The 25,419-nt window shown below is 72.6% G+C and carries 23 protein-coding genes; 11 read left to right on the top strand and 12 right to left on the bottom strand.

From position 1 onward, the window contains the following. Positions 1-14: 14 nt before the first annotated feature. Together ABZ478_RS21980 and ABZ478_RS21975 are read right to left on the bottom strand one after the other, a co-directional pair. Positions 15-1,286, bottom strand: coding sequence for an ATP-binding protein (locus tag ABZ478_RS21980; RefSeq protein WP_359551983.1), 1,272 nt, complete (start codon positions 1,284-1,286; stop codon positions 15-17). A 42-nt stretch (positions 1,287-1,328) separates the two neighbouring features. Then, complete coding sequence (locus ABZ478_RS21975; protein ID WP_143631351.1) at positions 1,329-2,006, bottom strand: response regulator transcription factor; 678 nt, start codon at positions 2,004-2,006, stop codon at positions 1,329-1,331. Between the two features lie 490 nt (positions 2,007-2,496). On the opposite strand from ABZ478_RS21975, the gene ABZ478_RS21970 reads away from it, so the two are divergent. Then, complete coding sequence (locus ABZ478_RS21970; protein ID WP_359551981.1) at positions 2,497-4,035, top strand: oligopeptide:H+ symporter; 1,539 nt, start codon at positions 2,497-2,499, stop codon at positions 4,033-4,035. An 84-nt stretch (positions 4,036-4,119) separates the two neighbouring features. Here the strand turns inward: ABZ478_RS21970 and ABZ478_RS21965 are convergent, their stop codons facing one another. The 3 genes from ABZ478_RS21965 to ABZ478_RS21955 form a co-directional block, all read right to left on the bottom strand. Next, positions 4,120-4,479, bottom strand: a complete 360-nt coding sequence (locus tag ABZ478_RS21965) for a hypothetical protein (protein WP_359551979.1) — start codon at positions 4,477-4,479, stop codon at positions 4,120-4,122. A 642-nt stretch (positions 4,480-5,121) separates the two neighbouring features. After that, on the bottom strand, positions 5,122-5,682 hold the full coding sequence (locus ABZ478_RS21960) for an ATP-binding protein (RefSeq protein ID WP_359551978.1): 561 nt from the start codon (positions 5,680-5,682) through the stop codon (positions 5,122-5,124). A gap of 281 nt (positions 5,683-5,963) precedes the next feature. Next, positions 5,964-6,341, bottom strand: coding sequence for an anti-sigma factor antagonist (locus ABZ478_RS21955; protein WP_199210801.1), 378 nt, complete (start codon positions 6,339-6,341; stop codon positions 5,964-5,966). Positions 6,342-6,588: 247 nt separating this feature from the next. Between ABZ478_RS21955 and ABZ478_RS21950 the strand changes: the two genes are divergently transcribed. Together ABZ478_RS21950 and ABZ478_RS21945 are read left to right on the top strand one after the other, a co-directional pair. Further along, positions 6,589-7,482 carry an RNA polymerase sigma factor SigF gene (locus tag ABZ478_RS21950; protein WP_359551976.1) on the top strand — a complete coding sequence of 298 codons (894 nt, stop codon included), beginning with the start codon at positions 6,589-6,591 and terminating at the stop codon, positions 7,480-7,482. 284 nt (positions 7,483-7,766) lie between these two features. Beyond that, positions 7,767-9,311 carry an RICIN domain-containing protein gene (locus ABZ478_RS21945; RefSeq protein WP_359551974.1) on the top strand — a complete coding sequence of 515 codons (1,545 nt, stop codon included), beginning with the start codon at positions 7,767-7,769 and terminating at the stop codon, positions 9,309-9,311. 22 nt (positions 9,312-9,333) lie between these two features. On the opposite strand, the gene hutI is transcribed toward ABZ478_RS21945, so the two are convergent. The 4 genes from hutI to hutU form a co-directional block, all read right to left on the bottom strand. After that, complete coding sequence (gene hutI / locus ABZ478_RS21940) at positions 9,334-10,509, bottom strand: imidazolonepropionase (RefSeq protein WP_359551972.1); 1,176 nt, start codon at positions 10,507-10,509, stop codon at positions 9,334-9,336. Between the two features lie 53 nt (positions 10,510-10,562). Then, positions 10,563-11,915, bottom strand: coding sequence for a formimidoylglutamate deiminase (locus ABZ478_RS21935; protein WP_358928920.1), 1,353 nt, complete (start codon positions 11,913-11,915; stop codon positions 10,563-10,565). After that, positions 11,912-13,114, bottom strand: a complete 1,203-nt coding sequence (locus ABZ478_RS21930) for an allantoate amidohydrolase (RefSeq protein WP_359552056.1) — start codon at positions 13,112-13,114, stop codon at positions 11,912-11,914. The genes ABZ478_RS21935 and ABZ478_RS21930 overlap by 4 nt, the downstream gene beginning before the upstream one ends. Positions 13,115-13,248: 134 nt before the next feature. Continuing rightward, a complete protein-coding gene (gene hutU / locus ABZ478_RS21925) occupies positions 13,249-14,913 on the bottom strand; it encodes a urocanate hydratase (protein WP_358928916.1) in 1,665 nt (554 codons plus the stop codon). A 106-nt stretch (positions 14,914-15,019) separates the two neighbouring features. Here hutU and ABZ478_RS21920 point away from each other — a divergent pair, with 106 nt between their 5' ends. The 5 genes from ABZ478_RS21920 to ABZ478_RS21900 all read left to right on the top strand — a co-directional run bounded on the left by ABZ478_RS21920 (position 15,020) and on the right by ABZ478_RS21900 (position 18,730). Continuing rightward, on the top strand, positions 15,020-16,426 hold the full coding sequence (locus ABZ478_RS21920; RefSeq protein WP_359551970.1) for a diaminopimelate decarboxylase: 1,407 nt from the start codon (positions 15,020-15,022) through the stop codon (positions 16,424-16,426). Between the two features lie 179 nt (positions 16,427-16,605). Then, positions 16,606-16,995 carry a hypothetical protein gene (locus ABZ478_RS21915; RefSeq protein ID WP_199210805.1) on the top strand — a complete coding sequence of 130 codons (390 nt, stop codon included), beginning with the start codon at positions 16,606-16,608 and terminating at the stop codon, positions 16,993-16,995. Beyond that, a complete protein-coding gene (locus tag ABZ478_RS21910) occupies positions 16,992-17,810 on the top strand; it encodes a transcriptional regulator (protein WP_359551968.1) in 819 nt (272 codons plus the stop codon). Before ABZ478_RS21915 ends, ABZ478_RS21910 begins: the two co-directional genes overlap by 4 nt. Before the next feature lie 34 nt (positions 17,811-17,844). Continuing rightward, positions 17,845-18,345: a roadblock/LC7 domain-containing protein gene (locus ABZ478_RS21905; protein ID WP_359551965.1), complete on the top strand. Its 501-nt coding sequence runs from the start codon at positions 17,845-17,847 to the stop codon at positions 18,343-18,345. A 10-nt stretch (positions 18,346-18,355) separates the two neighbouring features. Then, positions 18,356-18,730 carry a hypothetical protein gene (locus ABZ478_RS21900; RefSeq protein WP_143631312.1) on the top strand — a complete coding sequence of 125 codons (375 nt, stop codon included), beginning with the start codon at positions 18,356-18,358 and terminating at the stop codon, positions 18,728-18,730. Between the two features lie 12 nt (positions 18,731-18,742). Here ABZ478_RS21900 and ABZ478_RS21895 read toward each other — a convergent pair whose 3' ends face one another. Further along, positions 18,743-19,327, bottom strand: coding sequence for a hypothetical protein (locus tag ABZ478_RS21895; protein WP_359552054.1), 585 nt, complete (start codon positions 19,325-19,327; stop codon positions 18,743-18,745). 96 nt (positions 19,328-19,423) lie between these two features. After that, entirely contained in the window at positions 19,424-20,287 is an 864-nt protein-coding gene (locus ABZ478_RS21890) for a MurR/RpiR family transcriptional regulator (protein WP_359551962.1), read from the bottom strand. A gap of 177 nt (positions 20,288-20,464) precedes the next feature. Between ABZ478_RS21890 and ABZ478_RS21885 the strand changes: the two genes are divergently transcribed. Then, positions 20,465-20,896: a hypothetical protein gene (locus ABZ478_RS21885; protein ID WP_359551960.1), complete on the top strand. Its 432-nt coding sequence runs from the start codon at positions 20,465-20,467 to the stop codon at positions 20,894-20,896. A 404-nt stretch (positions 20,897-21,300) separates the two neighbouring features. Here ABZ478_RS21885 and ABZ478_RS21880 read toward each other — a convergent pair whose 3' ends face one another. After that, positions 21,301-22,692, bottom strand: coding sequence for a cystathionine beta-synthase (locus ABZ478_RS21880; protein WP_359551958.1), 1,392 nt, complete (start codon positions 22,690-22,692; stop codon positions 21,301-21,303). Positions 22,693-22,853: 161 nt separating this feature from the next. Here ABZ478_RS21880 and ABZ478_RS21875 point away from each other — a divergent pair, with 161 nt between their 5' ends. Both ABZ478_RS21875 and ABZ478_RS21870 read left to right on the top strand, forming a co-directional pair. After that, the gene (locus ABZ478_RS21875; RefSeq protein WP_359551955.1) at positions 22,854-23,873 is read left to right on the top strand and encodes an SGNH/GDSL hydrolase family protein; all 1,020 of its coding nucleotides are present in this window, start codon (positions 22,854-22,856) and stop codon (positions 23,871-23,873) included. A 272-nt stretch (positions 23,874-24,145) separates the two neighbouring features. Continuing rightward, positions 24,146-25,366, top strand: a complete 1,221-nt coding sequence (locus ABZ478_RS21870) for an acetyl-CoA C-acetyltransferase (protein WP_359551952.1) — start codon at positions 24,146-24,148, stop codon at positions 25,364-25,366. The last annotated feature ends 53 nt before the right edge of the window (positions 25,367-25,419 follow it).

Genomic DNA, 25,419 nt, shown 5'->3' with positions numbered 1-25,419 from the left:
TGTCCCGGGTCCCGCTAGCGGACCGTGGGCCCGTTCTCCTGCGGTTTGCGGGAGGGGGGCGTGCGGGACAGGAACAGGCCGAACACCGGCGGCTTGGCCTGGAGCAGCTCCAGGCGGCCCCCGTCGGCCTCCGCGAGATCGCGGGCCACGGCCAGTCCGATGCCGGTGGAGTTGCGGCCGCTGATGGTGCGCTCGAAGATCCGCGCGCCGAGGTCGGCCGGGACACCGGGCCCCTCGTCGGTGACCTCCACGACCGCCTGGTTGCCGGTGACCCGGGTGCGCAGGGCCACGGTCCCGCCGCCGTGCATGAGGGAGTTCTCGATCAGCGCGGCCAGCACCTGCGCGACCGCGCCGGGGGTGCCGACGGCGTGCAGATGCCGCTTGCCGGAGGAGACGACGGCCCGGCCGGCGCTGCGGTAGGCGGGCCGCCACTCGGCGAGCTGCTGCTGGATGACCTCGTCGAGGTCGAAGGTGACGGCGGAGCCGGTGCGGGGGTCGCGGGCGTTGGTCAGCAGCCGCTGCACCACGTCCGTCAGCCGCTCGACCTGGGTCAGCGCGATCGTCGCCTCGTCCTTCACCGTGTCCGGGTCGTCGGTGAGGGTGATCTCCTCCAGCCGCATGGACAGCGCGGTCAGCGGCGTGCGGAGCTGGTGGGAGGCGTCGGCGGCCAGGCGGCGCTCGGCGGTCAGCATGCGCCCGATCCGCTCGGCGGAGGAGTCCAGGACATCGGCGACCCGGTCCAGCTCGGGGACGCCGTACCGCTTGTGCCTCGGGCGCGGGTCGCCGGAGCCGAGGCGTTCGGCGGTCTCGGCCAGGTCGGTCAGCGGGGAGGCGAGGCGGTTGGCCTGGCGGACGGCGAGCAGCACGGCGGCGATCACCGCGAGCAGCGCGACCAGCCCGATGATCAGCAGGGTGCGGCCGACCTCGCGGGTGACCGCGGAGCGCGGCTCCTGCACGGTGACCGTCTCGCCCTCCTCGCCCCGCTGCGTGGCGTGGATGACGTCGCCCTCGGGCTTGCTGCCGATCTCGATCGGCTTCCGGCCGGGGACTTCGATGACCGCGTACTGGTCCTTGCTGACCGGGTTGCGCAGGACCTCGGAGTTGACGTTCTCCTCCGCGAGGATGCGGCTGTCAACGATGCTCGCCAGCCGCACCGCCTCGGACTCGACCCGCTCCTGGGCGCTGCTGGTGATGGTCCGCGTCTCGACGATCACCAGGGAGACCCCGAAGACGGCGATCACGACGAGGACGACGGCGAGGGTGGACTGGATGAGACGTCGGCGCATGTCCTGGTTACCTGAAGCGGTGCCGGGCCCCCGGTGGGGGGCTCAGCTCTTTTCGAAGCGGAAGCCGACTCCGCGCACGGTGGCGATGTAGCGGGGGTTCGCCGCGTCGTCGCCGAGCTTCTTGCGCAGCCAGGAGATGTGCATGTCGAGGGTCTTGGTGGACGACCACCAGGTGGTGTCCCAGACCTCGCGCATGAGCTGGTCCCGGGTGACCACGCGCCCGGCGTCCCGCACCAGCACCCGCAGCAGGTCGAACTCCTTCGCGGTGAGCTGGAGTTCCTCCTCGCCCATCCAGGCGCGGTGCGACTCGACGTCGATGCGCACCCCGTGCGTGGCCGGCGGCTGCTGGGGCTCGGCGGCGCCGCGCCGCAGCAGGGCCCGTACCCGGGCGAGCAGTTCGGCGAGCCGGAAGGGCTTGGTGACGTAGTCGTCGGCGCCCGCGTCCAGGCCCACGACGGTGTCCACCTCGTCGGCGCGCGCGGTCAGGATGAGGATCGGCACGGACTGCCCGTCGGCACGCAGCCGGCGGGCGACCTCCAGGCCGTCCATGCCGGGCAGGCCCAGGTCGAGCACGACCAGATCGACACCGCCCTGGATGCCGGCGTCGAGCGCGGTGGGTCCGTCCTCGCGCACCTCGACCTCGTAGCCTTCCCGGCGCAGGGCGCGGGCCAGCGGCTCCGAGATGGACGCGTCGTCCTCGGCGAGCAGTACACGGGTCATGAGGTGATGGTAGACCGCCCGCGCTCGGTGCCGGGGTGTGATCGCTTCCCGGGATTCTTACCTTCCCGGACCAGTGGTACGAACCATTGCCTGGGGGATGCGATCGTTGAGAAGACCTTCGAATCAGGCCCCGCGGTTCCCCCGACACCTGTGATCCGTGTCTCAAGTCCTTCCATATCCGGCAGTGTCATGACGTAGAGTGACGTGAACGCCTGTAGCACACCGAGGACCTTTGGCGGGCACTTGTCGCTGAAGGTCTCTTTTGTGTGCGGGCTGACGAAGATCAGCCCTGAAAGGAATGACCTCTCGCCGGGCTCCGGACGCAGTGACGCGTGCGGGGCGTGGATCCCGGTGGTCGCCGTCCGCCGCTCCGCGATCCGGAGCGGACTCCCCCTGGGCGTGGGGGTGGATGAGTGACCCCGCCGGTGCCGGCCACCCCCCACCGGGCGCGCAACGCTCCATCGCGCGTCCCGACCAGCAAGGAACGACCATGGCGTCCAGCCTGACGAAGGACTCGGTCCGCCCGGGCACCCCCGGGTCCGAGAAGACCTTCTTCGGCCACCCCCGCGGACTGGCCACTCTCTTCATGACCGAGATGTGGGAGCGTTTCTCCTACTACGGCATGAAGGCCCTGCTCACCGTCTACCTGCTCTCCGGCGGCCCCGATGCCGGCAAGGGCAGCATGGGCGGCGGCCTGGCGATGGACGTGGCCACCACCACGGTGATCGTGTCCGTCTACTCGGCGATGGTGTACCTGCTCGCCATGCCCGGTGGCTGGCTCGGTGACCGCGTCTGGGGCCCGCGCAAGACGGTGGCCATCGCCGCTGTGACGATCATGTCCGGCCACATCGTGCTGGCCCTGCCCGGCGGTCAGGCGCCGTTCTTCGCCGGTCTGGCGCTGGTCGCGGCCGGTTCGGGTCTGCTCAAGGCCAACATCTCCACGATGGTGGGGCACCTGTACGACGGCCCGGACGACCCGCGCCGTGACGGTGGCTTCACGATCTTCTACATGGGCATCAACGCGGGCGCCTTCTTCGCCCCGCTGGCCATCGGCACCGTCGGCCAGGAGGTCAACTGGCACCTCGGCTTCGGCATGGCCGCGGTCGGCATGGCGATCGGTCTGGCCGCGTTCCTGCTCGGCACCCGCCACCTGAACCCGCAGAGCAGCGTCGTCCCGAAGCCGCTGAGCACCGAGGAGCGCACCTCCTGGCTGCGCAAGGGCCTGACCTGGGTCATCATCGCGGCCGTGTTCTACGGCGTCGTGGGCGTCACCGGCCACTTCACCCTGAACTGGGCGATGATCCCGCTGACCGTCATCGGTCTGATCATCCCGGCCGGTGTGCTGATGCGCATCAAGCGGGACAAGGAACTGTCGTCCACCGAGCAGTCGAAGATGACCGGCTACATCTGGTTCTTCGTCGCGGCCGCCGTGTTCTGGATGATCTACGACCAGGGCGCGTCCACCGTCCAGGCGTTCGGTGAGGGCAAGGCCGCCGGCTCGCTGCTGGGCTTCGACTTCCCGTCCTCCTGGTACCAGTCGCTGAACCCGCTGTTCATCATGGCGCTGGCCCCGGTCTTCGCCTGGGTCTGGATGTGGCTGAACCGCCGGGGCAAGGAGCCCAGCACCATCGTGAAGTTCTCGATGGGTCTGGTCCTGGTCGGCGTGTCGTTCTTCTTCTTCCTGATCCCGCTGGGCATGGCCGCCAACGGCACCGCGGTCAGCCCGATGTGGCTGGTCGGCATCTACTTCATCCAGACCGTCGGTGAGCTGTGCCTGTCGCCGGTGGGTCTGTCGGTGACGACGAAGATGGCCCCGGCCAAGTACGCCAGCCAGATGATGGGCGTGTGGTTCCTCGCGGTCACCGCGGGCGACTCCATCACCAGCCTGCTGTCCAACCCGGCCATCGCCGGGGTCGACCTCGGCGGCACGGGCGCGGTCTTCGGGGAGGCGGCCCTCGCGGCGCTCGCCGGCTTCGCGGTGTGGATGTACCGCCGGAAGGTGAAGACGCTGATGGGCGACGTGCGCTGACGCACCCCCATACACAACGACGCAGGGCCGCCGCACAGGATGTGCGGCGGCCCTGCGTCGTTGTCCGGGTCCACGGCTCGCAGGTCAGGACTTCGTCTCGACCGACCAGGACCGGGTGAAGCTGCTGAAGCCGCACATCACTGTGGACTTCTGACCGGGCTTCACCCAGGGCCCCCACAGGTACCACGGGATCTCGTGCGGGGTGCCGCGGCCGCGGATCACGTCGCACACCAGCTTCACCCGGTGCCGGCTCACCGTCTTGCCCGACGCGGACTTCTTGCACGAGGACGTGGCCTTGGGCCGGCCCAGGTCGAGGTGCACCACGGCGGTGCACTTGTACTTGGCGCCGGCCGCCTCCGCGGTGCCCGCGGTGGCAAGGCCGGTCCCCGTCGCCATGAGGACGGTGGCGAGCAGACCGCCCGCCACCTTCTTCCCCCAGATCATTTGCTCCTCTTTCCTCCGCCGGACCCCGCGAGCGATGGTCAATCGCTCAACTGCTGATTCGCCCGGCGGCAGCATGTCTGTTCGCTTTGCTTGCACGAACGACGGGGACGCTATGCCGTATTTGATCTTGGTGGCAAATCGCCTGGGGGGTTCTGAGCAAGATCTGAGGTGCGTAGTCCCCGCACCCTGGGCCGTCCCCGTCCCCGTCCCCGCGCCCGGGCCGTGCGGAAGGACGGCGGCGCGGGTCGCGGAGGGGCGTGCGGCGATACGCGGTACCCCGGGGGGCGTGGGTACCTCGGGGGGCCTGGATGCCTCTGGGGGCGCGCGAAGGGTGCGCGGGAGGGGTGTGCGGGAGCACGTGCGCTCGACGGGAGCGCCGGTGCGAGTGCGCGGCGGGTGGGGCAGCGCGCACGCACGGCGTGTGGACCAGTGGGGCGAGCGGGTGCGCCCGGTAGCCGTGCCCGCGCGTGTGAGCGGGTGCGCCTGGTGGCCGTGCCCGCGCGTGTGAGCGGGTGCGTTCCGTGACTGTGCCCGCGTACGAGAGCGGGTGCGCGCGGTGGGCGCACTGGTACGCCGACGCGGAAAGCGGGGCCACCCGGGCGGGTCACGCCGGTGCGGCGGGCGGGGGCGCGCTTCGGCTGGTTACGCCGGTGCGCCCAGCTCCGCCCACACGGTCTTGCCGTCGCGGCCCGGGACGCGCTGGACGCCCCAGTCCAGGCAGAGCCGCTGCACGATGAACATGCCGTGCCCGCCGGGGCGGCCGGCGCGGTGCGGGGTGCGGGGGGCCGGCTGGCCGGTTCCCCGGTCGGAGACCTCCAGCCGGATCACCTTGTTGTCGCAGGCGAGGAGCAGCTCGTCCGGGCCCTCGGCGTGCAGGCAGGCGTTGGTGACCAGCTCGGACACCACGAGCAGCACGTCCTCGGCGGCGGCACGCTGATCGGCGCCGGCCGCGGGCAGCCAGCCCCACGCGTACAGGGCCTGGCGGGTGAAGTCACGGGCGAGCGGGACGACACCGCTCTCGCCGTCCAGGCGCAGCGTGCGTACCTGCCGCCCCCGTCCCGGGGGCGCGCCCTCGGACGGCACGGACGGCGCGGCTGCCCCCGTGGACGCGCCCGGCTCCGGCGCACCCCCTTCGGACGCCCCGGAAGCGCCGCTGGGCTCCGGGCCGCGGTCGCCCGGCGAGTAAGGCCGGGTGGTGCTCATCAGCGCTTCACCTCACCGATCCACCAGTTCACAGTTCAACATTCCGGCACCGTTCGATGCCGGGCGGTCTTGCACAGTCCGCCCACGACTCCTCCGTCGTCCGCCCTTCGCACGTACCTCGCGCCCAGGCCGTTCATCGGTTCCCCGACGGCTCGGCGTGTTCGCGGTCGACGGCTTTCAGGATGACTCCTGCCCGACGGATCCGGCGGAACACCCCCCGTTTGGACATGACCGGTGCCCCGTACAGACATCGGCCGTCCGGGAACGGCGGAAGCACGGGTTCAGTCGGAGTCGCCGGCCAGTGCGGCCTCTACGGAGTCATGGACGGTGAAGACCGCCTCGGCCCCGGTGATCTCGAACACGCGCGCCACCACCGGGAGCATGCCCGCCAGGTGCACTCCGCCGCCGGCGGCCTCCGCCTTGAGCCGCGCACCGAGCAGAACGTTCAGTCCGGTGGAGTCGCAGAACTCAAGCCGTGAGCAGTCCACCACAAGCCTTGAGAACCCCTTCTCCAGAAGGTCGTCGAGGGGCTCGCGCAGAAGATCGGCGGTGTGGTGGTCCAGTTCACCCGCAGGGGTGACTACGGCGCTGGGACCCTCTTCCCGCACCTCCACCAGAAGCCGGCCCGACTGTGCGCTGCCGACCGTCCCGTGGTCCATGCCGTCTCTCTCCCGAGGTCGTGGCCGCTGATGCCCTCGAACATTACGCCTTTCAATCGCACTCCGACACCCGAACAACCTCCCACAATCGGACATATCGACACAGAACGCACTTGCGACCTGCTCGGTGAAGCGGGTAGGGCTAGTAAGGACACACAGCCCTACAGCCGGCTTCGGAGGCGCCGCACACCGCAGTGCACGATTTTTGGCTTCGGCAGCCATATGCCGAGAACGATGGAGGACACCCATGTCACCCCGGCTCGACGAATCGCATACCCCGGTCGCGACGTCGACACCCCCACCGGAACTGGATCATCCCATCAATCCCCTCGAGGCGATCGAGGGACTCCCGGAGATCCCGCCCTTCGACGAGGTCGGCCCGGTCGACGCCCGGGCGCTGTCCCGGACGCTCTTCGAGCGCCTCGAGTCGCTCGAGGAAGGGACGCCCGACTACTCGTACGTGCGCAACACGCTGGTCGAGCTGAACCTCGCGCTGGTCAAGTTCGCCGCCTCCCGCTTCCGCTCCCGCAGCGAGCCGATGGAGGACATCATCCAGGTCGGCACCATCGGCCTGATCAAGGCGATCGACCGCTTCGAGCTCTCCCGCGGTGTGGAGTTCCCCACGTTCGCGATGCCGACCATCATCGGCGAGATCAAGCGCTTCTTCCGCGACACCTCGTGGTCCGTGCGGGTGCCGCGCCGGCTGCAGGAACTGCGGCTGGACCTGGCCAAGGCCGGGGACGAGCTGGCGCAGAAGCTGGACCGCGCCCCCACGGTGGCGGAACTCGCCGAGCGACTCGGCATCTCCAACGACGAGGTCGTCGAGGGCATGGCCGCCTCCAACGCCTACACCGCGTCCTCCCTGGACGCCCAGCCCGAGGAGGACGACTCCGAGGGCGCGCTCGCGGACCGTATCGGGTACGAGGACCACGGGCTGGAAGGCATCGAGTACGTCGAGTCGCTGAAGCCCCTGATCGCCGAGCTCCCCTCCAGGGACCGCAAGATCCTTTCACTGCGCTTCGTCGCCGGTATGACCCAGTCGGAGATCGGCGAGGAACTGGGCATCTCCCAGATGCACGTCTCCCGGCTGCTGTCGCGGACGCTGGTGCGGCTGCGCAAGGGGCTCACCGTCGAGGAGTGATCCCTTTGGTGCCGCGTGCCAGGCGGCCCGGCCACGGCGCCGGGCCGCTTCGCCGTTTCCGGGACGGGACTCTCCGGTTCGACGGGTACCCGGCGCTCCATCCCTCATGCCTGTCGGCTCATGGGTCGCCCATGAGCCGGGCTCACGGGTCCGTGCACCCGCGTCATGCGCGAACCGTTACCGGGGTTACCGAGGGAAACGTCTTTCCCGAACCGCGCCGCTCCACCACCATGAGCCCCCAAACCGGCCGGTACGCCGGAGAGTTCGGGGACGGAGGGCACGCGATGGCTCAGGGCGGCGACGGGGCCGAGGCGGACACGGGACTCGCCGAAGCGCCGGACGCGCGGCTGACGGCGCTGCTGCGCACCCCGTCCCCGACGGCCTACCCGGCCCTTCAGGAACTGCGCCGCCGGCACCACCCGGCGGTCCTCGCCTACGCCCGGCTGTGCGCGTCGAGCGAGTCGGCGGCCCGCCGGCTGGCCGCGGAGACCCTGACCGAGGCGGCCCGTGAGACGGCTCGCGGCCGGGAGCCGAACGTACCGCTGCGCCTCCAGCTCCTGCTGCTCACCGCCCGGCTGGCGGCCGCCTGGGCGGCCGACGAACGCTCCGCGGGCGTCGACGCGGGCCTGCTGCTGGTGCTGAACGCCGGCGGCCTGCCCGAGGGGCCCGTGCCACCCCTCCTCCCGGCGTTCCAGACGCTCCCGTCCCGCGCCCAGGGCCTGATCTGGTACGGCGTCCTGGAAGCGGAGCCCGTGGAGCGCACCGCCGCCCATCTCGGCCTGAGCCGCGTGGACGTGACCCATGACACCCCGCAGGCGGTGCAGGCGCTGGCCCAGGCCTGTCTGCGGCACCGCCTGGCCGGCTCGGACGACCCGCGCTGTGCCGACTTCCGCCGGCTGATCGAGGAGGCGGTACGGCCCGACGGCCCCCGCCGCAGCTCCGACCTGGACGCCCACCGGGCTCGCTGCCCGCACTGCACGGCCGCCGTCGAGGAGCTGACCGCGCTGCGGGACGCCCCGCGGCAGACCCTGGCGGAGGGCCTGCTCCCCTGGCACGGGACGGCGTACCTACGGGCCGCCGGTCCGGTTCCCGCGCCCGGCCCGCGTGCCGCCCGCCGGAACCGGCCGCCCGGCCGCCGCTACCTGCTGGCCTCGACGGCGCTGGGCGTGGCCCTGGCCCCCCTGCTGGTCTTCCTGCTCTCCCCGTCCGAGGCCGCCGACCGGCACGCGTCGGCGGCGACGCCCACTCCCCCGCCGGTGACGGTGACGGCCACGGTCTCACTGTCCCCGTCGCCCGCACCGACGCCGTCACGCACCACCGAGTCGCCGTCGCCGTCGCCGTCACCGAGCAGGACTTCGCACCGCCCGGCCACCTCCCCGCCGCCCAGCCGAGGCGCCCCGCCCCGGTCCCCGGCGCCCGTGCCGCCGGGCAGCGCCTTCGCCCAGGTGGTGAACCTGGCCACGGGCCGCTGCCTGGACATCCGGGACGGCGAGCTGTGGAAGGGCAACGACGTCGTCATGGCGCCCTGCGACTCCTCCGACACCCAGCGCTGGCGGGTCGACGCCGGTCCGGGCGTCCTGCGCTCGGCCGCCGACTCCGACTTCTGCCTGGACAGCCGCGGCTCGACCGACCGGGGCGTGGGCATCTGGGAGTGCGACTCGGTCTACGGCCGCAACGGCCAGAACCTTCGCTTCGGCGTCGAACCCGACGGCACGATCCGTCCGGCGATCGACACCGGCACGGCGGTGACCCCGGACGGCGGCGACGGGCTCGTGCTGCGGCCGCTGGCCGGGGAGCCGGCGCAGCGGTGGCGGTCCGGGGCCGCCTGACCGGCCGGCGCGGACGCCCGGGTCAGATCTCGCGCACGCCGCGCCGCCAGACGCCGGCGACCAGCGGCACGCCCGGCCGGTAGGCCAGGTGCACATGGCTCGGGGCGTCGAGCAGCAGCAGGTCGGCGCGGGCCCCCGGGGCGAGGCGGCCGATGTCCGTGCGGCGCAGGGCGGCCGCGCCGCCGGCCGTCGCCGACCAGACCGCCTCGTCCGGGGTCATCCCCATGTCCCGCACCGCGAGCGCGACGCAGAAGGGGACCGAGGAGGTGAAGGACGAGCCCGGGTTGCAGTCCGTCGACAGGGCCACGGTGACGCCCGCGTCCAGCAGGCGGCGGGCGTCGGGCCACTCGGCGCGGGTGGAGAACTCGGCGCCGGGCAGCAGGGTGGCGACCGTGTCGCTGTGGGCGAGGGCGTCGACGTCCGCGTCGGTGAGGTGGGTGCAGTGGTCGGCGCTGGCCGCGTCCAGCTCGACGGCCAGCTGCACGCCGGGGCCGTAGGAGAGCTGGTTGGCGTGGATCCTGGGGTGCAGGCCCCTGTCCCGGCCGGCGGTGAGGATCGCGCGGGCCTGGTCGCCGTCGAAGGCGCCCTTCTCGCAGAAGACGTCGATCCAGCGGGCGTGCGGTGCGCAGGCGTCCAGCATCTCGCCGGTGACCAGGGCGACGTAGGCCGCCGGGTCGTCGGTGTGTTCTGGGGAGACGATGTGGGCGCCGAGGAACGTCACCTCGTCGGTGTGCCGGGCCGCGATGCGCAGGGCGCGGGCCTCGTCCTCGACGGTGAGGCCATAGCCCGACTTCGTCTCGAAGGTGGTGGTGCCCTGGCGGAGTGCCTCCGTCAGGTAGCGGGTGAGGTTCGCCTCCAGCTCCGCGTCGGAGGCGGCGCGGGTGGCCGCGACCGTGGTGCGGATGCCGCCCGCGGTGTAGGAGCGGCCGGACATCCGGGCGTTGAACTCCTGGGTGCGGTCACCGGCGAAGACCAGGTGGGAGTGGGAGTCCACGAAGCCGGGCAGCACCGCCCGGCCGCCCGCGTCGACCCGGTTGTCAGTGGCGGGTGCTTTCCTTGATTCACCGGTCCACGCGATGCGGTCGCCGTCGATGACGACGGCCGCGTCCTGGATCAGGCCCAGGGGGGACCTGTCACCGAGGGAGGGGTCGTTGGTGACCAGCGTGGCGATGTTGGTGATGACGGTGCTGCTGCTCATGGTGTCCTCGTGGGTGGCCGGTCGGGGTTCGGCGGGGTTCGGCCGCGCGGGCGTCAGCCGCGCAGGGCTTCGATCGCGTCCGCGAGCGCTTTCGGCACGTCCGGTACGAGGGCGTGGACCCCGTCCCGTACGACCTGACGGCCGCCCACGACCGTGTGCCGCACGTCCGCCGCGGTCGCCGCGAATACGGCCGTCTCGGCGCCCAGTCGGGGCAGCGGCCCGGCCGTCCTGACCGAGTCGAGCGCGATCGTCGTCAGGTCGGCGAGCGCGCCGGCCTCGATGGTGCCGGCGTCCTGCCAGCCGAGGGCCGCGTGGCCGTCGGCGGTGGCGGCGCGCAGCAGTGCCGCGGCCGTCCAGTGGCCCCGGGTGCGGGTGCGCAGCCGCTCGTTCAGCTCCATCGCGCGCGCCTCTTCGAACAGGTCGATGACCGCGTGGCTGTCGGAGCCCAGGGAGAGCGGGGAGCCCGCCCGCTGCAGGGCGACGGCCGGGCCGATGCCGTCCGCCAGGTCGCGTTCGGTGGTGGGGCACATGCAGGTGCCGGTGCGCGAGCCGCCGAGCAGCGCGATGTCCTCGTCGGTGAGGTGGGTGTTGTGCACACCGGTGGTGCGCGGCCCGAGGACGCCGTGGTCGGCGAGCAGTTGGGTGGGGGTGCGGCCGTGCGCGGCCCGGCAGGCCTCGTTCTCGGCGGTCTGCTCGGACAGGTGCACGTGCAGCGGGGCCCGCCGCTCCTCCGCCCAGCGCGCCACGGTCGCCATCTGGTCCGCGGGCACGGCCCGTACGGAGTGGATCGCCGCCCCGATCCGTGCGTGATCCCGTTCCTTGAGAACTGAACAGCGTTCGGCCCAGGCCTCCGCGCTGCCGTCGGAGAAGCGCAGCTGGTGGGTGTTGGGCGGCTCACCGCTGTGCTTGTTCCGGATGGCGGAGGAAAGGTAGGCGGTGTCCAGGAGGGTGATGCGGATACCGGCTTCGGCGGCGGCCGCGATCAGCGCCTCGCCCATGGCGTTGGGCTCGGCGTAGGGGGTGCCGCCGGGCGCGTGGTGCACGTAGTGGAACTCGCCGACGCAGGTGATGCCGGCCAGGGCCATCTCGGCGTACACCGCGCGGGCGAGGGCGTGGTAGGTCTCCGGGGTCAGCCGGTCGGCGACGGAGTACATCACCTCGCGCCAGGTCCAGAAGGTGCCGCTGCCGACCTGGACCGTGCCGCGCAGCGCCCGGTGGAAGGCGTGCGAGTGGGCGTTGGCCAGGCCCGGCAGGGTCAGTCCGCGCAGCACCTCGGCGCCGGGCGGCGGGGTGGGCACGCCGGTGCGGACGGCGGTGATCCGGCCGTCCGCGGCCGCCACCACGACTCCGGGCTCGACATGGGTGCCGAGCCAGGCGTGCTCCAGCCAGTAGGTCGCGTCGGTCACGTGCAGGCCAGCCCTTCCAGTACGTCGGCGAGCGCGCGCACCCCGGCCAGGCAGTCGTCCTCGGCCGCGGACTCGGCCGGGGAGTGCGAGACGCCGGTGGGGTTGCGCACGAACAGCATGGCGGTCGGGATGTGTCCGGAGAGGATTCCGGCGTCGTGTCCGGCGCCGGTACCCAGGACGGGCACCGTGAGGCCGGTGTCCTTGCCGAGGACGCGGCCGAGTTCGTCGCGCAGCGCGTGGTCGAACTCGACCACCGGGGTGAAGGACTCCCGGACGACGTCCAGGTCGATGCCGTGGGCGTCGGCGTACTCGCGCGCGGCCTTCTCGATGCCGCCGACGACGGTGTCCAGGGTCGCCTGGTCGGCGGCGCGGGAGTCGAGCCAGCCGCGCACCAGGGAGGGGATGGCGTTGACACCGTTCGGCTCGACGGAGATCTTGCCGAAGGTGGCCACGGCACCGGCGAGTTCGGCCTCGCGGCGGGCGGCGAGGACCGTCTCGGCGTAGGACAGCATCGGGTCGCGCCGGTCCACCAGGCGGGTGGTGCCCGCGTGGTTGGCCTCGCCGCGGAAGTCGAAGCGCCAGCGGCCGTGCGGCCAGATGGCGCTGGCGACGCCGACCCGGTCGCCGGACAGGTCCAGCGCGCGGCCCTGTTCGACATGGAGTTCCACGAAGGCGCCGATCCGGGCCAGCCGTTCCGGGTCGGCCCCGATGGCCTCGGGGTCGTAGCCGGCGGCCTCCATGGCCCGGGGGAGGGTGACACCGTCCGCGTCGGTGAGGCGGTGGGCCTGCTCGACGGTCAGCTCTCCGGCGGTGAGCCGGGAGCCGACACAGGCGAGACCGAACCGGGCGCCCTCCTCGTCACCGAAGTTGACGATGGCGAGGGGCTTGGTGAACCGCGTGTTCGCGGCGCGCAGTTCGTCGAGGGCCGCGAAGGAGGACACGACGCCGAGGGGGCCGTCGAAGGCACCACCGTCCGGCACCGAGTCCAGGTGCGACCCGGTGACCACGGCGTCCCCGGCGGCCGGGTCGCCGAGCCAGGCCCACTGGTTCCCGTTCCGGTCGACCTCGTAGGCCAGCCCGCGCGCCCGGGCCTGCTCCTCGAACCAGGCCCGGCACTCCCCGTCGGCCCCGCTCCAGGCATACCGCCGGTACCCGCCGGAGTCCGGGTGCCGCCCGATGGGCAGCAGCTCACGCCACATCTCCTGGAAGGAGCCACCCACAGGCTGTGGGCCGTTCGGCGGGACGATGGGGCGGGTGGGCGCAGCCGCAGCCGCGCCCGGCGACGACACCCCGGCCCCCGCCGAAGTGCCGCCGCCCCCGCCGCGAACGGAACTCACGCCTCGTCACCCTCACGCATCGGCACCCGGACCCCCCGCTCGTCCGCGACGGACTCCGCGATGTCGTAACCGGCGTCCACGTGCCGGATGACACCCATACCGGGGTCGTTGGTGAGCACGCGCCGGATCTTCTCCCCGCCCAGCTTCGTGCCGTCGGCCACCGTCACCTGGCCGGCGTGGATGGAGCGCCCCATGCCCACGCCGCCACCGTGGTGGAGGGACACCCACGACGCGCCGGACGCCACGTTGACCATGGCGTTCAGCAGCGGCCAGTCGGCGATCGCGTCGGAGCCGTCGAGCATGGCCTCGGTCTCGCGGTACGGGGAGGCGACGGAGCCGCAGTCGAGGTGGTCGCGGCCGATGGCCAGCGGGGCGGCGAGCTCGCCGGAGGCCACCATGTCGTTGAAGCGCTCGCCGGCCTTGTCGCGCTCGCCGTAGCCGAGCCAGCAGATGCGCGCGGGCAGGCCCTGGAAGTGGACGCGCTCGCCGGCCATCTTGATCCAGCGGGCCAGGGACTCGTTCTCCGGGAAGAGGTCGAGGATCGCCTTGTCGGTCTTGGCGATGTCGGCGGGGTCGCCGGACAGGGCCGCCCAGCGGAACGGGCCCTTGCCCTCGCAGAACAGGGGCCGGATGTAGGCGGGCACGAAGCCGGGGAAGGCGAACGCGCGGTCGTACCCGGCGAGCTGGGCCTCGCCGCGGATGGAGTTGCCGTAGTCGAAGACCTCGGCACCGGCGTCCATGAAGCCGACCATGGCCTCCACGTGCTTCGCCATGGACTCACGGGCACGCGTGGTGAAGCCGGCCGGGTCCTTCGCGGCGGCGTCGGCCATGTCCTCGAAGGCGATGCCGACGGGCAGGTAGGCCAGCGGGTCGTGGGCGGAGGTCTGGTCGGTGACGATGTCGATCGGCGCGTCCATCGCCAGGAGCTGCGGGACCAGTTCGGCGGCGTTGCCGAGGACGCCGATGGACAGCGGGCGGCGGGCATCGCGGGCCTCGGTGGCGAGCTGGAGCGCGTGGTCCAGGGAGTCGGCCTTGACGTCCAGGTACCGGTGCTCGATGCGGCGCTCGATGGCGCGCGGGTCGCAGTCGACGCAGATGGCGACGCCGTCGTTCATGGTCACGGCGAGGGGCTGGGCGCCGCCCATGCCGCCGAGGCCGGCGGTGAGGGTGATGGTCCCGGCGAGGGTGCCGCCGAACTTCTTCGCGGCGACGGCGGAGAAGGTCTCGTAGGTGCCCTGGAGGATGCCCTGGGTGCCGATGTAGATCCAGGAGCCGGCGGTCATTTGACCGTACATGGTCAGACCGAGGGCCTCCAGGCGGCGGAACTCCTCCCAGTTGGCCCAGTCGCCGACGAGGTTGGAGTTGGCGATGAGGACGCGCGGGGCCCACTCGTGGGTCTGCATCACGCCGACCGGGCGGCCGGACTGGACCAGCATGGTCTCGTCCTGCTTCAGCGTCCGCAGCGTGCGCACCATGGCGTCGAAGGAGCGCCAGTCACGGGCCGCCTTGCCGGTGCCGCCGTAGACGACGAGCTTGTCGGGGTGCTCGGCGACCTCGGGGTCGAGGTTGTTCTGCAGCATCCGCAGGGCGGCTTCCTGCTGCCATCCCAGGGTGCTCAGTTCCGTGCCGCGCGGTGCTCGTACGGGGCGGGGTCCCGACATCGTCTGCCTCCTCCTGTTACTACGTCTATTCACATCCTGACGCCCTGAATAGAACTAGTCAACACCTCCCCGCGCTCACACCCGGGCGCCCCGGATGTTTGGCTGGATGTACACGAAGGCCGACAGGAGGGGAGAGGTCGTGGACCACGACACCGACGGTGAGGCCCGGGAGCGGGCCGCCCGGCGCGACGAGGCGGTACGCGGCGCGGTGGAGCAGGGGCTGCTGGGGCCGGACGCGGCCGTGGTGGGGCTGCTGGACGTCATCGGCATCCGGGAGTCGGCGACCGCGCTGCGGGCGGCCTTCGACGCGGTCGTGGCGCCGGGGACGCCGGTGCTGCACGCCTTCGCGGTGAAGGCGAGCCCGCTGGTACCGGTGCTGCGGCTGCTGCACGAGGAGGGCATCGGCGCGGAGGTGGCCAGTCCGGGCGAGCTGGCGCTGGCGCGGGCGGCGGGGCTGCCGCCGGAGAACACGGTGCTCGACTCCCCCGCCAAGACACCGGCCGAACTGCGCGAGGCGCTGGCGCTGGGCGTCGCCGTGAACGCGGACAACCCGCAGGAGCTGGACCGGCTCGACGCGCTGGTCCGGCCGGCGGCCACCCGGTCACCGCTCGGCATCCGGGTCAACCCGCAGATCGGCGGCGGCACCATCGGGGCGACCTCGACCGCGACCGAGACCTCGAAGTTCGGGGTGGCCCTGCGCGACGAGGGCGCCCGCGAGTGGGTCGTCCGGGCGTACGCCGACCGGCCGTGGCTGACCCGGCTGCACGCGCACACCGGCTCCCAGGGCATCCCGCTGTCGCTGCTGGCGCGGGGTGTGGCGGAGACGTACGCGCTGGCCGAGGAGATCAACGCGCGGATCGGGCGGCGGCAGATCGACACGCTCGACATCGGCGGAGGGCTGCCGGTCAACTTCGACGCGGAGGCGACCTCGCCGACGTACGCGCAGTACGCGCGCACGCTCGAGGAGGAGGTGCCGGGGCTGTTCGACGGGCGGTACGGGATCGTCACCGAGTTCGGGCGGTCGCTGCTGGCCAAGCACGGCACGGTGGTGGCACGGGTGGAGTACGCGAAGAGCTCCGGTGGGCGGCGGATCGCGGTGACGCACGCGGGTGTGCAGGTGGCCACACGGACGGTGTACGCGCCGGGGGCCTGGCCGCTGCGGATCGCCGCGTACGACGCCAAGGGCCGGCCGAAGGCGGGCCCCGAGGTGACCCAGGACGTGGCGGGGCCGGCCTGCTTCTCGGGCGACCTGCTCGCCGAGGGGCGCGCCCTGCCCCTGCTGGAGCAGGGCGACTACGCGGCGGCGCTGGACACGGGCGCGTACTACTTCGCGCACCACTACGCCTACAACTCCCTGGCCCGGCCCGGGATCTACGGTTTCGCGCCGGACGGCTCCGGGGGCGTCGCCTTCGCGACCGCGCGGGAACCCCAGACGGTGGCGGAGGTCGTGGCCGAGTCCGGAGGGGCGCACGCGTCCGCGCTCACCACCCTGCACGCGTCCGGGAGCCGTTGACACACTCCTGGACCTCGTCGAACAAATGGACCAACCGGCGGGAAGCAGCCGTCAGTTGACCCACCCTAGTACGCCGGGCGCACGTTCCACCGGAAAATGCCAAAGGCCTCACCCGCCACGCACACGTTGCGTAGTGTCGCTGTCACTCAACCGGAGTACAGGCGGGGAGGGGAACCGGCGTGCCCGGAATCGACGAGTGCCTACTGGATGCGATGCGGCTGCCCGGTGCCCGGGGAGCCGCGCTGGTGGACTGGACGAGCGGCCTGGCCCTGGGATCCGTCGGCGAAGCCCCGGGCGGTGACCACGAGACCACCGCTGCCGAGGCCGCCGAACTGGCCAGGCTGGCCGCCGAGCACGGCGCCTTCACGGCCGGGGACGCCGAGGACGGACGCCCGCCCGTCGAGGACGTGATCATCAGCAACCGCGACAGCTACCACCTGCTGCGGTTCGTGGTCACGTCCTTCGACAGCAGCGTCTTCCTCCACCTGTGGCTGGGCCGCGAGGAGGGCAACCTGGCCCTCGCCCGCATCCGGCTCGGCGAGATGGCCGACCGGCTGGTGCTGGGATGACCATGGTCGGCACGCCTCCGCCGCTGCCGGTGCGGGACAGATCGGCCGCGGCCGACCGGACCGCGGGCGCGCTGTCGCCGATGCTCAGGCGGCTCGCCGAGGAGCAGGCCACCGGCGTGCTCGTCCGCGAACACGGCACCCTGTACCTCGCCCGGGGCCGGGTCGTGCACGCCGAGAGTCCCCTCGCACCCGGCCTGAACGTCCTGCTCACCGCCCACGGCACCCTCGCGGCGGCCGCGTGGCAGCGGGCGGCCGAGCGGGCCGGCGGCACGGCGGGCGCCGCCCTGCTGCTGCTCGACGCCGGGCTGCTGCCCTCGGGCGCGCTGGAACTGTGCCATCTGGACGCGCTGTACGACGCCGGGTACTTCGCCCTGGCGCCGAGCAGCACCCCCGGCCGGTTCCGGTACGACGGCACGCCCCGTGTCGGCCCGCTGCCCTCGGTCCCGGTCATCGCGCTGGAGCGCGAGACACTGCGCCGCCGGCTGCTGCTGCACCGGCTGTGGCCGGACCCGGCGGCCGACAGCGCGCCGCTGATCCGCGCCGACCCGGCCGCGGGGACACAGGTCACACCGCGTCGGCGGGCCGTCCTGGACCGGGTGGACGGTGTCCGCACGGCCCCGGAGATCGCCCGTGACCTGGGCAGACAGGCATTCCACACGCTGGTGGACGTACGCCGGCTCGCGGCGGCCGGACTCATCCGGCCGTTGCCCACGGCACCCGACCCGCCGCCGCTCCCACCGGCTCCCCCGCTCACGGTCACCGACCCCGACATCGCGCTGCTGAAGAGGCTCAGGGATGCGCTGGAGGCGCTTTGAACGGCACCACCCCGCCGCCGAGAGGAGAGAGCTGATGGTGCCCGAACAGGACCTGGAGACCGTGCTGGACGAGCTGCGCCGGCTGCGCACCCGCGTCCCGCAGCTCACCGGCGCCCTCGCGGCCGGCGTCGACGGACTCGTCGTCGCCCACGACACACCCGGCATCGACCCGGAGGGCCTGGCGGCGCTCACCGCGGCAGCCCTCGGCGTGGCCGTACGGGTCGCCGACGCCACCGGCAACGGCGGCTTCCGGGAACTGCTGGTACGCGGCGACCACGGCTACGTCGCCACCTACGCGGCAGGCCGCACCGCCGTGCTGACCCTGCTCACCCAGGACCGGGTGAACGTCGGCCGGCTCCACCTGGAGGGCCGCCGGTCCGGCGCCCGCATCGGGGAGCTGCTCGACGCCGCCGAGGCCGCCGCCCGCGCCGCGGCGCCCGCCGCACGGCCCACCAGAACCACACCCGCACGTACTCGCACCGCGCGCGCGCCACGCACCACGGCCACCGAAGCGCGCACCGCAACCGACAACTGAGAGGACCACCATGGCCAACACCGAGACCGCCCTGAAAGAGGCTCTGACCTCCATCGAGGGCGCCACCGGCGTCGCACTCGTCGACTACACCAGCGGCATGGCGCTGGGCACGATGGGCGGCAGCAAGACCTTCGACCTCAACGTGGCCGCCGCGGGCAACACGGACGTGATCCGCGCCAAGATGCGCACGATGGAGATGCTGGGCCTCAAGGCCGAGATCGACGACATCCTGATCACGCTGACGGACCAGTACCACCTGATCCGCCTGCTCAAGGGCCGCGGCGGGAACGGCCTGTTCCTCTACCTCGTCCTGGAGCAGAACCGGGCCAACCTGGCGATGGCCCGGCACCAGCTCAAGAGGATCGAGGAGGAGCTGGAGGTCTAGGACCTCTCGACGTCAGACCAGTGCCGCGGTACGGCGGCGGGACCCGCCGGGGGTCGCGTCGCCGGCCGCGACGCCCGTGGCGCGCAGGCCCCTCACGGCCTTGCCCGCCGGGCCGCCGCCCCTCCGGTCGAGCCAGTCGACCCGCACCCACAGCAGCGTCTGCCCGGCCCGCTCCCGGCGCCCCAGCCACGCGGCCTTCAGCCTGAGCCCGGTGCCGGCCCCGGCCAGCAGCATGCCCCCGGCCGCGGGCACCGCGAACGAACCGCCGAGCGCCACCGCGAACGCCAGCAGCAGCCACCACCGGTGTCCCCGGCGCCAGTTGCGCACGGTCACCGCCCGGTCCTGCAGCACGTCGTACTTGCCCGCCCGGGCGGCACCGCGGGCGAGAGCGGCGTACCGCTTCCCGCGCACCAGTGCCACGACGGCCGCGGCGACGAGGAAGAGCGCGGCCCCCGCCATCACCCCGATCCGGCGCCCGGTCACCCCGGGCGGCAGTACCCCGATACCGGCGGCCACCACCCCGAACCACCACAGCGGTGCGGCACCCGCCCGTACGACGACGGCCACCCGGGCCAGTCCCTGTCCTCCGCGCGCCACGTCAGCCTCCCGTGTCACGTCTGCGTCTCCACCCAGCACCTGGGCCGGCCACGACGCTAACGGCAGAACGTGAGACGAGTCTGAGAGCGCGTCGGGTCACTCCACGAACAGCCCCCGGGCGGCGGCGTTCGCGTCGAACTGCTCCAACCGGGCCTGTGCGTCCGGCAGATCGTCGCACAGCGCCTCCAGCAGCACCCGCCCGAGCAGCATCGGCGCGCACGCGGTGTCGAAGGCGAGCCCGGTGCCGACCGCGGCGGGCAGCAGCAGGTCGGAGTGACGGGCGACGGGCGCGAACGCGGAGTCGGCGACCGTGACGACGGTCAGCCCCGCCTCCTGGGCGTAGGCGAGGGTGTCGACCACCTCGCGCGGATGCCGGGGCAGCGCGAAGCACAGCAGGGCCGTGGCGCCCGCGCGGACGGCCGCGTCGATACGGTCCTGGATCATCGTGCCGCCCTCGTTGAGCAGCCGGACGTCCGGATGGACCTTGGCGGCGAAGTACGCGAAGCCGTACGCCTGGGAAGCGGCGGCGCGCAACCCGAGCACCGGCAGCGGGCGCGAGGCGGCCAGGATCCGGCCGGCCTTCTGCACCGGCCGGGGGTCGGCGAGCAGCTCCGCGAGGTGCCTCAGGTTCTCGATCTCGGCCTCGACGGCCTGCTGGTACTCGTTGTACGAGCCCGATCCGGCGGCGGCCTGCTCGGCGGGCACGACCTCGCGCAGGTGCCTGCGCAGGGCGGGGTAGCCGTCGAAGCCGAGGGCGACCGCGAACCGGGTCACGGAAGGCTGGCTGACCCCGGCCAGTTCGGCCAGCTCCACGCTGGACAGGAAGGGGACGTCGGCGGCCCGCCGCACCATGCTGTGCGCGATGCGGCGCTGGGTCGGCGTGAGCCGGTGCCCCTCGAAGAGCGCCTGCAGACGGGTCGCCGGGGTGTCCGTCACGCCCGTGCTCCGGTCGACGCTCATGCTGTGCTCCCCCTCCGGATGTGAATCCATGACCTATTCAGACATCTAGAACTCTGCATGAGCCTATACAGCCGGGCAAGGCCCGTCTCGGGATCCGGCCGGCCCGAACCTCCCGGGTGCCGAAGAGGGGGGTTTACCCCAGTGCGCGGGGCACCGGCGCTCCTTACCGTGAAGCGCATGAGCGCACTGGACTCGCGGGACACCGACCTCAAGAAGGACCTGGACGCCACCGTAAGGGCGCGCGGGGAGCTGGGCGAGGAGTACGACTCCGCGCTCGTGGACTCCTTCCTGGAGAAGGTCGAGCAGCGGATCGACGACACGGTGGACCGCCGGGTGCGGCGGCATCTGGCCGAGCAGCGGATGGACCACGCGCGCGGCCCCCGGCGGCCCGGACCGGCCGGCTCGTGGGCGGACCGCTTCGGTCTCGCGATCGTGTCGCTGGTGCTGGCCGTCCCGCTGTCCGCGATCTCCGGCGCCCTCGCCGGGGTGACCGGGATCGTGGCGACCTGGCTCGGCATCGTCGGTGTGAACGTGGCCCAGGCGGTGCGCCACAAACCGGAGCTGATCGCCGGCCGGCGTGACTCCGGGCGGTCCGCCCGGGACGACTGAGGCCCGGCGAAGCAAGGGGCCCGGCGAAGAACCGAGACCCGGGGAAGGGTTGTGCGCGGGGACCGCCGCACCCCCGTTTCCGGGGGGCGGGACGACGGCGGTCCCCGCGCGGGACGCGGGCCGGGTCAGGACCGGGCTTGCGCGCCCTGGGCGTCCATGGAGGTCCGGGAGCCGCTCCGGAGTGTCCTTGGCGCCGCACGGCGCCGGCCTGGGCGGGGAGCCTCCCCCAGTGCTGAACGCCTGGGAGGTACCCCTCTCGCCCTGCCGACACCCCCTAATGTGCCGGACCCGTGTTAAGCGGGTGCTGCGCGCACGTGACACGCTCGTACCAGTTGCGGAACGGCCCGACCGGCCCAAGTCACCCGCGGTTCGCCGCCGTTGCCGGCGGTTCACCGCGGGTTCGGCTACTTGTTGCCGCCCTTGGCCAGGAAGGCCAGCAGGTCCTGCCGGCTGACCACTCCGGTCGGCTTGCCCTCGACCAGGACGATCGCGGCGTCCGCGGAGCCCAGCACCGACATCAGGTCGCCGACCGGCTCGCCGGAGCCGACCTGGGGCAGCGGGGCGCTCATGTGCTTCTCCAGCGGGTCCTCCAGCGAGGCCCGCTTGGAGAACAGGGCGTCCAGCAGTTCGCGTTCCACCACGGAACCGACGACCTCGGCGGCCATCACGTCCGGGTGACCGGCGCCCGGCTTGACGACCGGCATCTGCGAGACGCCGTACTCGCGCAGCACCTCGATGGCCTCGCCGACGGTCTCCTCGGGGTGCATGTGCACCAGGGACGGGATGGTGCCGGCCACCTTGTCCTGCAGGACGTCGCCGACGCGGGCGCTGGGGCCCTCGTCCTCGAGGAAGCCGTAGTCGGCCATCCACTCGTCGTTGAAGATCTTCGAGAGGTAGCCGCGGCCGCTGTCCGGGAGGAGGACGACCACGACGTCGTCCGGGCCGAGCCGTTCGGCGACGCGCAGCGCGGCGACGACGGCCATGCCGCAGGAGCCGCCGACCAGCAGGCCCTCCTCCTTGGCCAGGCGGCGGGTCATCTGGAAGGCGTCCTTGTCGGAGACGGCCACGATCTCGTCGGCCACGGTCCGGTCGTACGCGGTCGGCCAGAAGTCCTCGCCGACACCCTCGATCAGGTACGGCCGGCCGGAGCCGCCGGAGTACACCGAGCCCTCGGGGTCGGCGCCGATGACCTTGACCGCTCCGTCGGAGGCGTCCTTCAGGTAGCGGCCGGTGCCGGAGATGGTGCCGCCGGTGCCGACGCCCGCCACGAAGTGGGTGATCTTCCCCTCGGTCTGCTCCCACAGCTCGGGGCCGGTCGAGTGATAGTGCGAGAGCGGGTTGTTGGGGTTGGAGTACTGGTCGGGCTTCCAGGCGCCCGGGGTCTCGCGGACGAGGCGGTCGGAGACGTTGTAGTACGAGTCCGGGTGCTCGGGGTCCACGGCGGTCGGGCAGACCACGACCTCGGCGCCGTAGGCCCGCAGGACGTTGATCTTGTCGGTGGAGACCTTGTCAGGGCAGACGAAGATGCACTTGTAGCCCTTCTGCTGGGCCACGATGGCCAGGCCCACGCCGGTGTTGCCGCTGGTCGGCTCGACGATCGTGCCGCCCGGCTTGAGCTCCCCGCTCTGCTCGGCCGCCTCGATCATGCGCAGGGCGATGCGGTCCTTCACGGAACCGCCCGGGTTGAAGTACTCCACCTTGGCCAGGACGGTCGCCTGGATGCCCTTGGTCACGTTGTTGAGCCGCACCAGCGGGGTGTTGCCGACGAGGCTGATCATCGAGTCGTGGAATCGCACCGTTGTCTCCGGTTGCTTGCAAAAACATTGGTCGTAGTGGTTCCGCAAGCCTACGGCCCCGGAAGTGGCCTCGGCCGGGCGTTCACTCCCCGTTGAGATTGACACACGGACCGTACGGGGCAAGGAGTGGGTGTACGGCTACGAGGAGGTGGCGGCGACGCATGACGAGCATGTCGAGGGCGAGAGTGGCCCGGCGCATCGCGGCCGGAGCGGCCTACGGCGGCGGCGGGGTGGGGCTCGTCGGGGCGGCGGCGGTCGGCCTGCTGCTGGCGGAGATGCAACTGGCCCGGCGCCATGTGGGCAACGGCAGCACGGGCCGGGTGCCGGTGGCCGACGGGGTGTACGGCCACGTGTACGACATCCCCGGGGAGCCTCCGCTGCGGCTGGCCCTCCTCGGCGACTCCACGGCCGCGGGACAGGGCGTGCACCGGGCGGGCCAGACCCCGGGGGCGCTGCTGGCGTCGGGGCTGGCCGCTGTGGCGGAACGGCCGGTGGAGCTGCGGAACGTGGCGTCGCCGGGCGCCCAGTCGGACGATCTGGAACGGCAGGTGGCGCTGGTCCTGTCGGCCGCCGATCCCGTCCCGGACGTCTGCGTGATCATGATCGGCGCGAACGACGTGACCCACCGGATGCCGCCGACGCGTTCGGTACGGCATCTGTCGGCGGCGGTACGCCGGCTGCGCACGGCCGGCGCCGAGGTGGTCGTCGGCACGTGCCCCGACCTCGGGACCATCGAGCCGGTGCAGCAGCCGCTGCGGTGGCTGGCCCGCCGGACCTCGCGGCAGCTGGCGGCGGCGCAGACGATCGGGGCGGTGGAGCAGGGCGGGCGGACGGTGTCGCTGGGCGACCTGCTGGGCCCGGAGTTCGAGGCGAACCCCCGGGAGCTGTTCGGCCCCGACAACTACCACCCCTCGGCGGAGGGCTACGCGACGGCGGCGATGGCGGTCCTGCCGACGGTCTGCGCGGCGCTCGGCCTGTGGCCGGCCGAGGAGGAACGGCCGGACGCGTCCCGGCGCGAGGGCTTCCTCCCGGTGGCCCGGGCGGCCGCGGAGGCCGCCTCGGAGCCGGGCACCGAGGTCACGGCGGCCATGCCCACCGGCCCCCGGGGCCCCTGGGCCCTCCTCAAACGCCGCCGCCGGCGCCGTGTGAGCGAGGCGGAACCGGCCCGCCCCACGGCATGACGGAGGCCGGGGGCGCGACCCTCGTCCTCACGGAGCCCTGTCGACGAACCGAGTCGGGTGGGCCGGTGCGCAAAGACCCGGGGCTCCGGGGGCAGCGCCCCGGAGCCGCCACCCCCACCCCCACCCACCCGTGCCATCCCGCGAACCGCCGGAGGCCCAAGCAAGCGCTTAGTAAGTTGCGACCAGTGTCACACCGCGACACCGGTGACCTGAACCATACGGCCGGGTAACTTCCCAACCGGCCCTGCCCAACTCCGTCCTCTGGAGCCGTGATGCCCGAAGCCGTCATCGTCTCGACCGCCCGCTCCCCCATCGGCCGCGCCTTCAAGGGCTCCCTCAAGGACCTGCGCCCGGACGACCTGACCGCCACGATCATCCAGGCGGCGCTGGCCAAGGTCCCCGAGCTGGACCCCAGGGACATCGACGACCTGATGCTCGGCTGTGGTCTGCCGGGCGGCGAGCAGGGCAACAACCTCGGCCGCATCGTGGCCGTGCAGATGGGCATGGACCACCTGCCCGGCTGCACGGTCACCCGTTACTGCTCCTCCTCGCTGCAGACCAGCCGCATGGCCCTGCACGCCATCAAGGCCGGCGAGGGCGACGTCTTCATCTCGGCCGGCGTCGAGATGGTGTCCCGCTTCACCAAGGGCAACTCCGACAGCCTCCCGGACACGCACAACCCGCTCTTCGCCGAGGCCGAGGCCCGTACCGCCGCCGTCGCCGCGCAGGAGGGCACCACCTGGCACGACCCGCGTGAGGACGGTCTGGTCCCGGACGCCTACATCGCGATGGGCCAGACCGCGGAGAACCTCGCCCGCTGGAAGGGCGTGACCCGCCAGGACATGGACGAGTTCGGCGTCCGCTCGCAGAACCTGGCCGAAAAGGCCATCAAAAACGGCTTCTGGGAGCGCGAGATCACCCCGGTGACCCTGCCGGACGGCACGGTCGTCGCCACGGACGACGGCCCGCGCGCCGGCGTCACCCTGGAGGGCGTGCAGGGCCTCAAGCCGGTGTTCCGCCCGGACGGGCTCGTCACGGCCGCCAACTGCTGCCCGCTCAACGACGGCGCCGCCGCGGTCGTCATCATGTCCGACACCAAGGCGCGCGAGCTCGGCCTCACCCCGCTCGCCCGCATCGTCTCCACCGGCGTCTCCGGCCTGTCCCCGGAGATCATGGGCCTCGGCCCGGTCGAGGCGTCCCAGCAGGCCCTGCGCCGCGCGGGCCTCACCGTCGACGACATCGACCTGGTGGAGATCAACGAGGCCTTCGCCGCCCAGGTGATCCCCTCCTACCGCGACCTCGGCATCGACCTGGACAAGGTGAACGTCAACGGCGGCGCGATCGCCGTCGGCCACCCCTTCGGCATGACCGGCGCGCGCATCACCGGCACGCTGATCAACTCGCTCCAGTTCCACGACAAGCAGTTCGGCCTGGAGACGATGTGCGTCGGCGGCGGCCAGGGCATGGCGATGGTCATCGAGCGCCTGAGCTGACGCACCCTCGGTAGCGGGCGCGGCACCCTACGTCAGGCGGTGGCCCAGAACCC

Source organism: Streptomyces sp. NPDC005706 (genome assembly GCF_040631045.1).
GTDB lineage: Bacteria > Actinomycetota > Actinomycetes > Streptomycetales > Streptomycetaceae > Streptomyces.
Note: the sequence above shows the minus strand (reverse complement) of the source record. Positions and strands in the feature narration are given on the sequence as shown.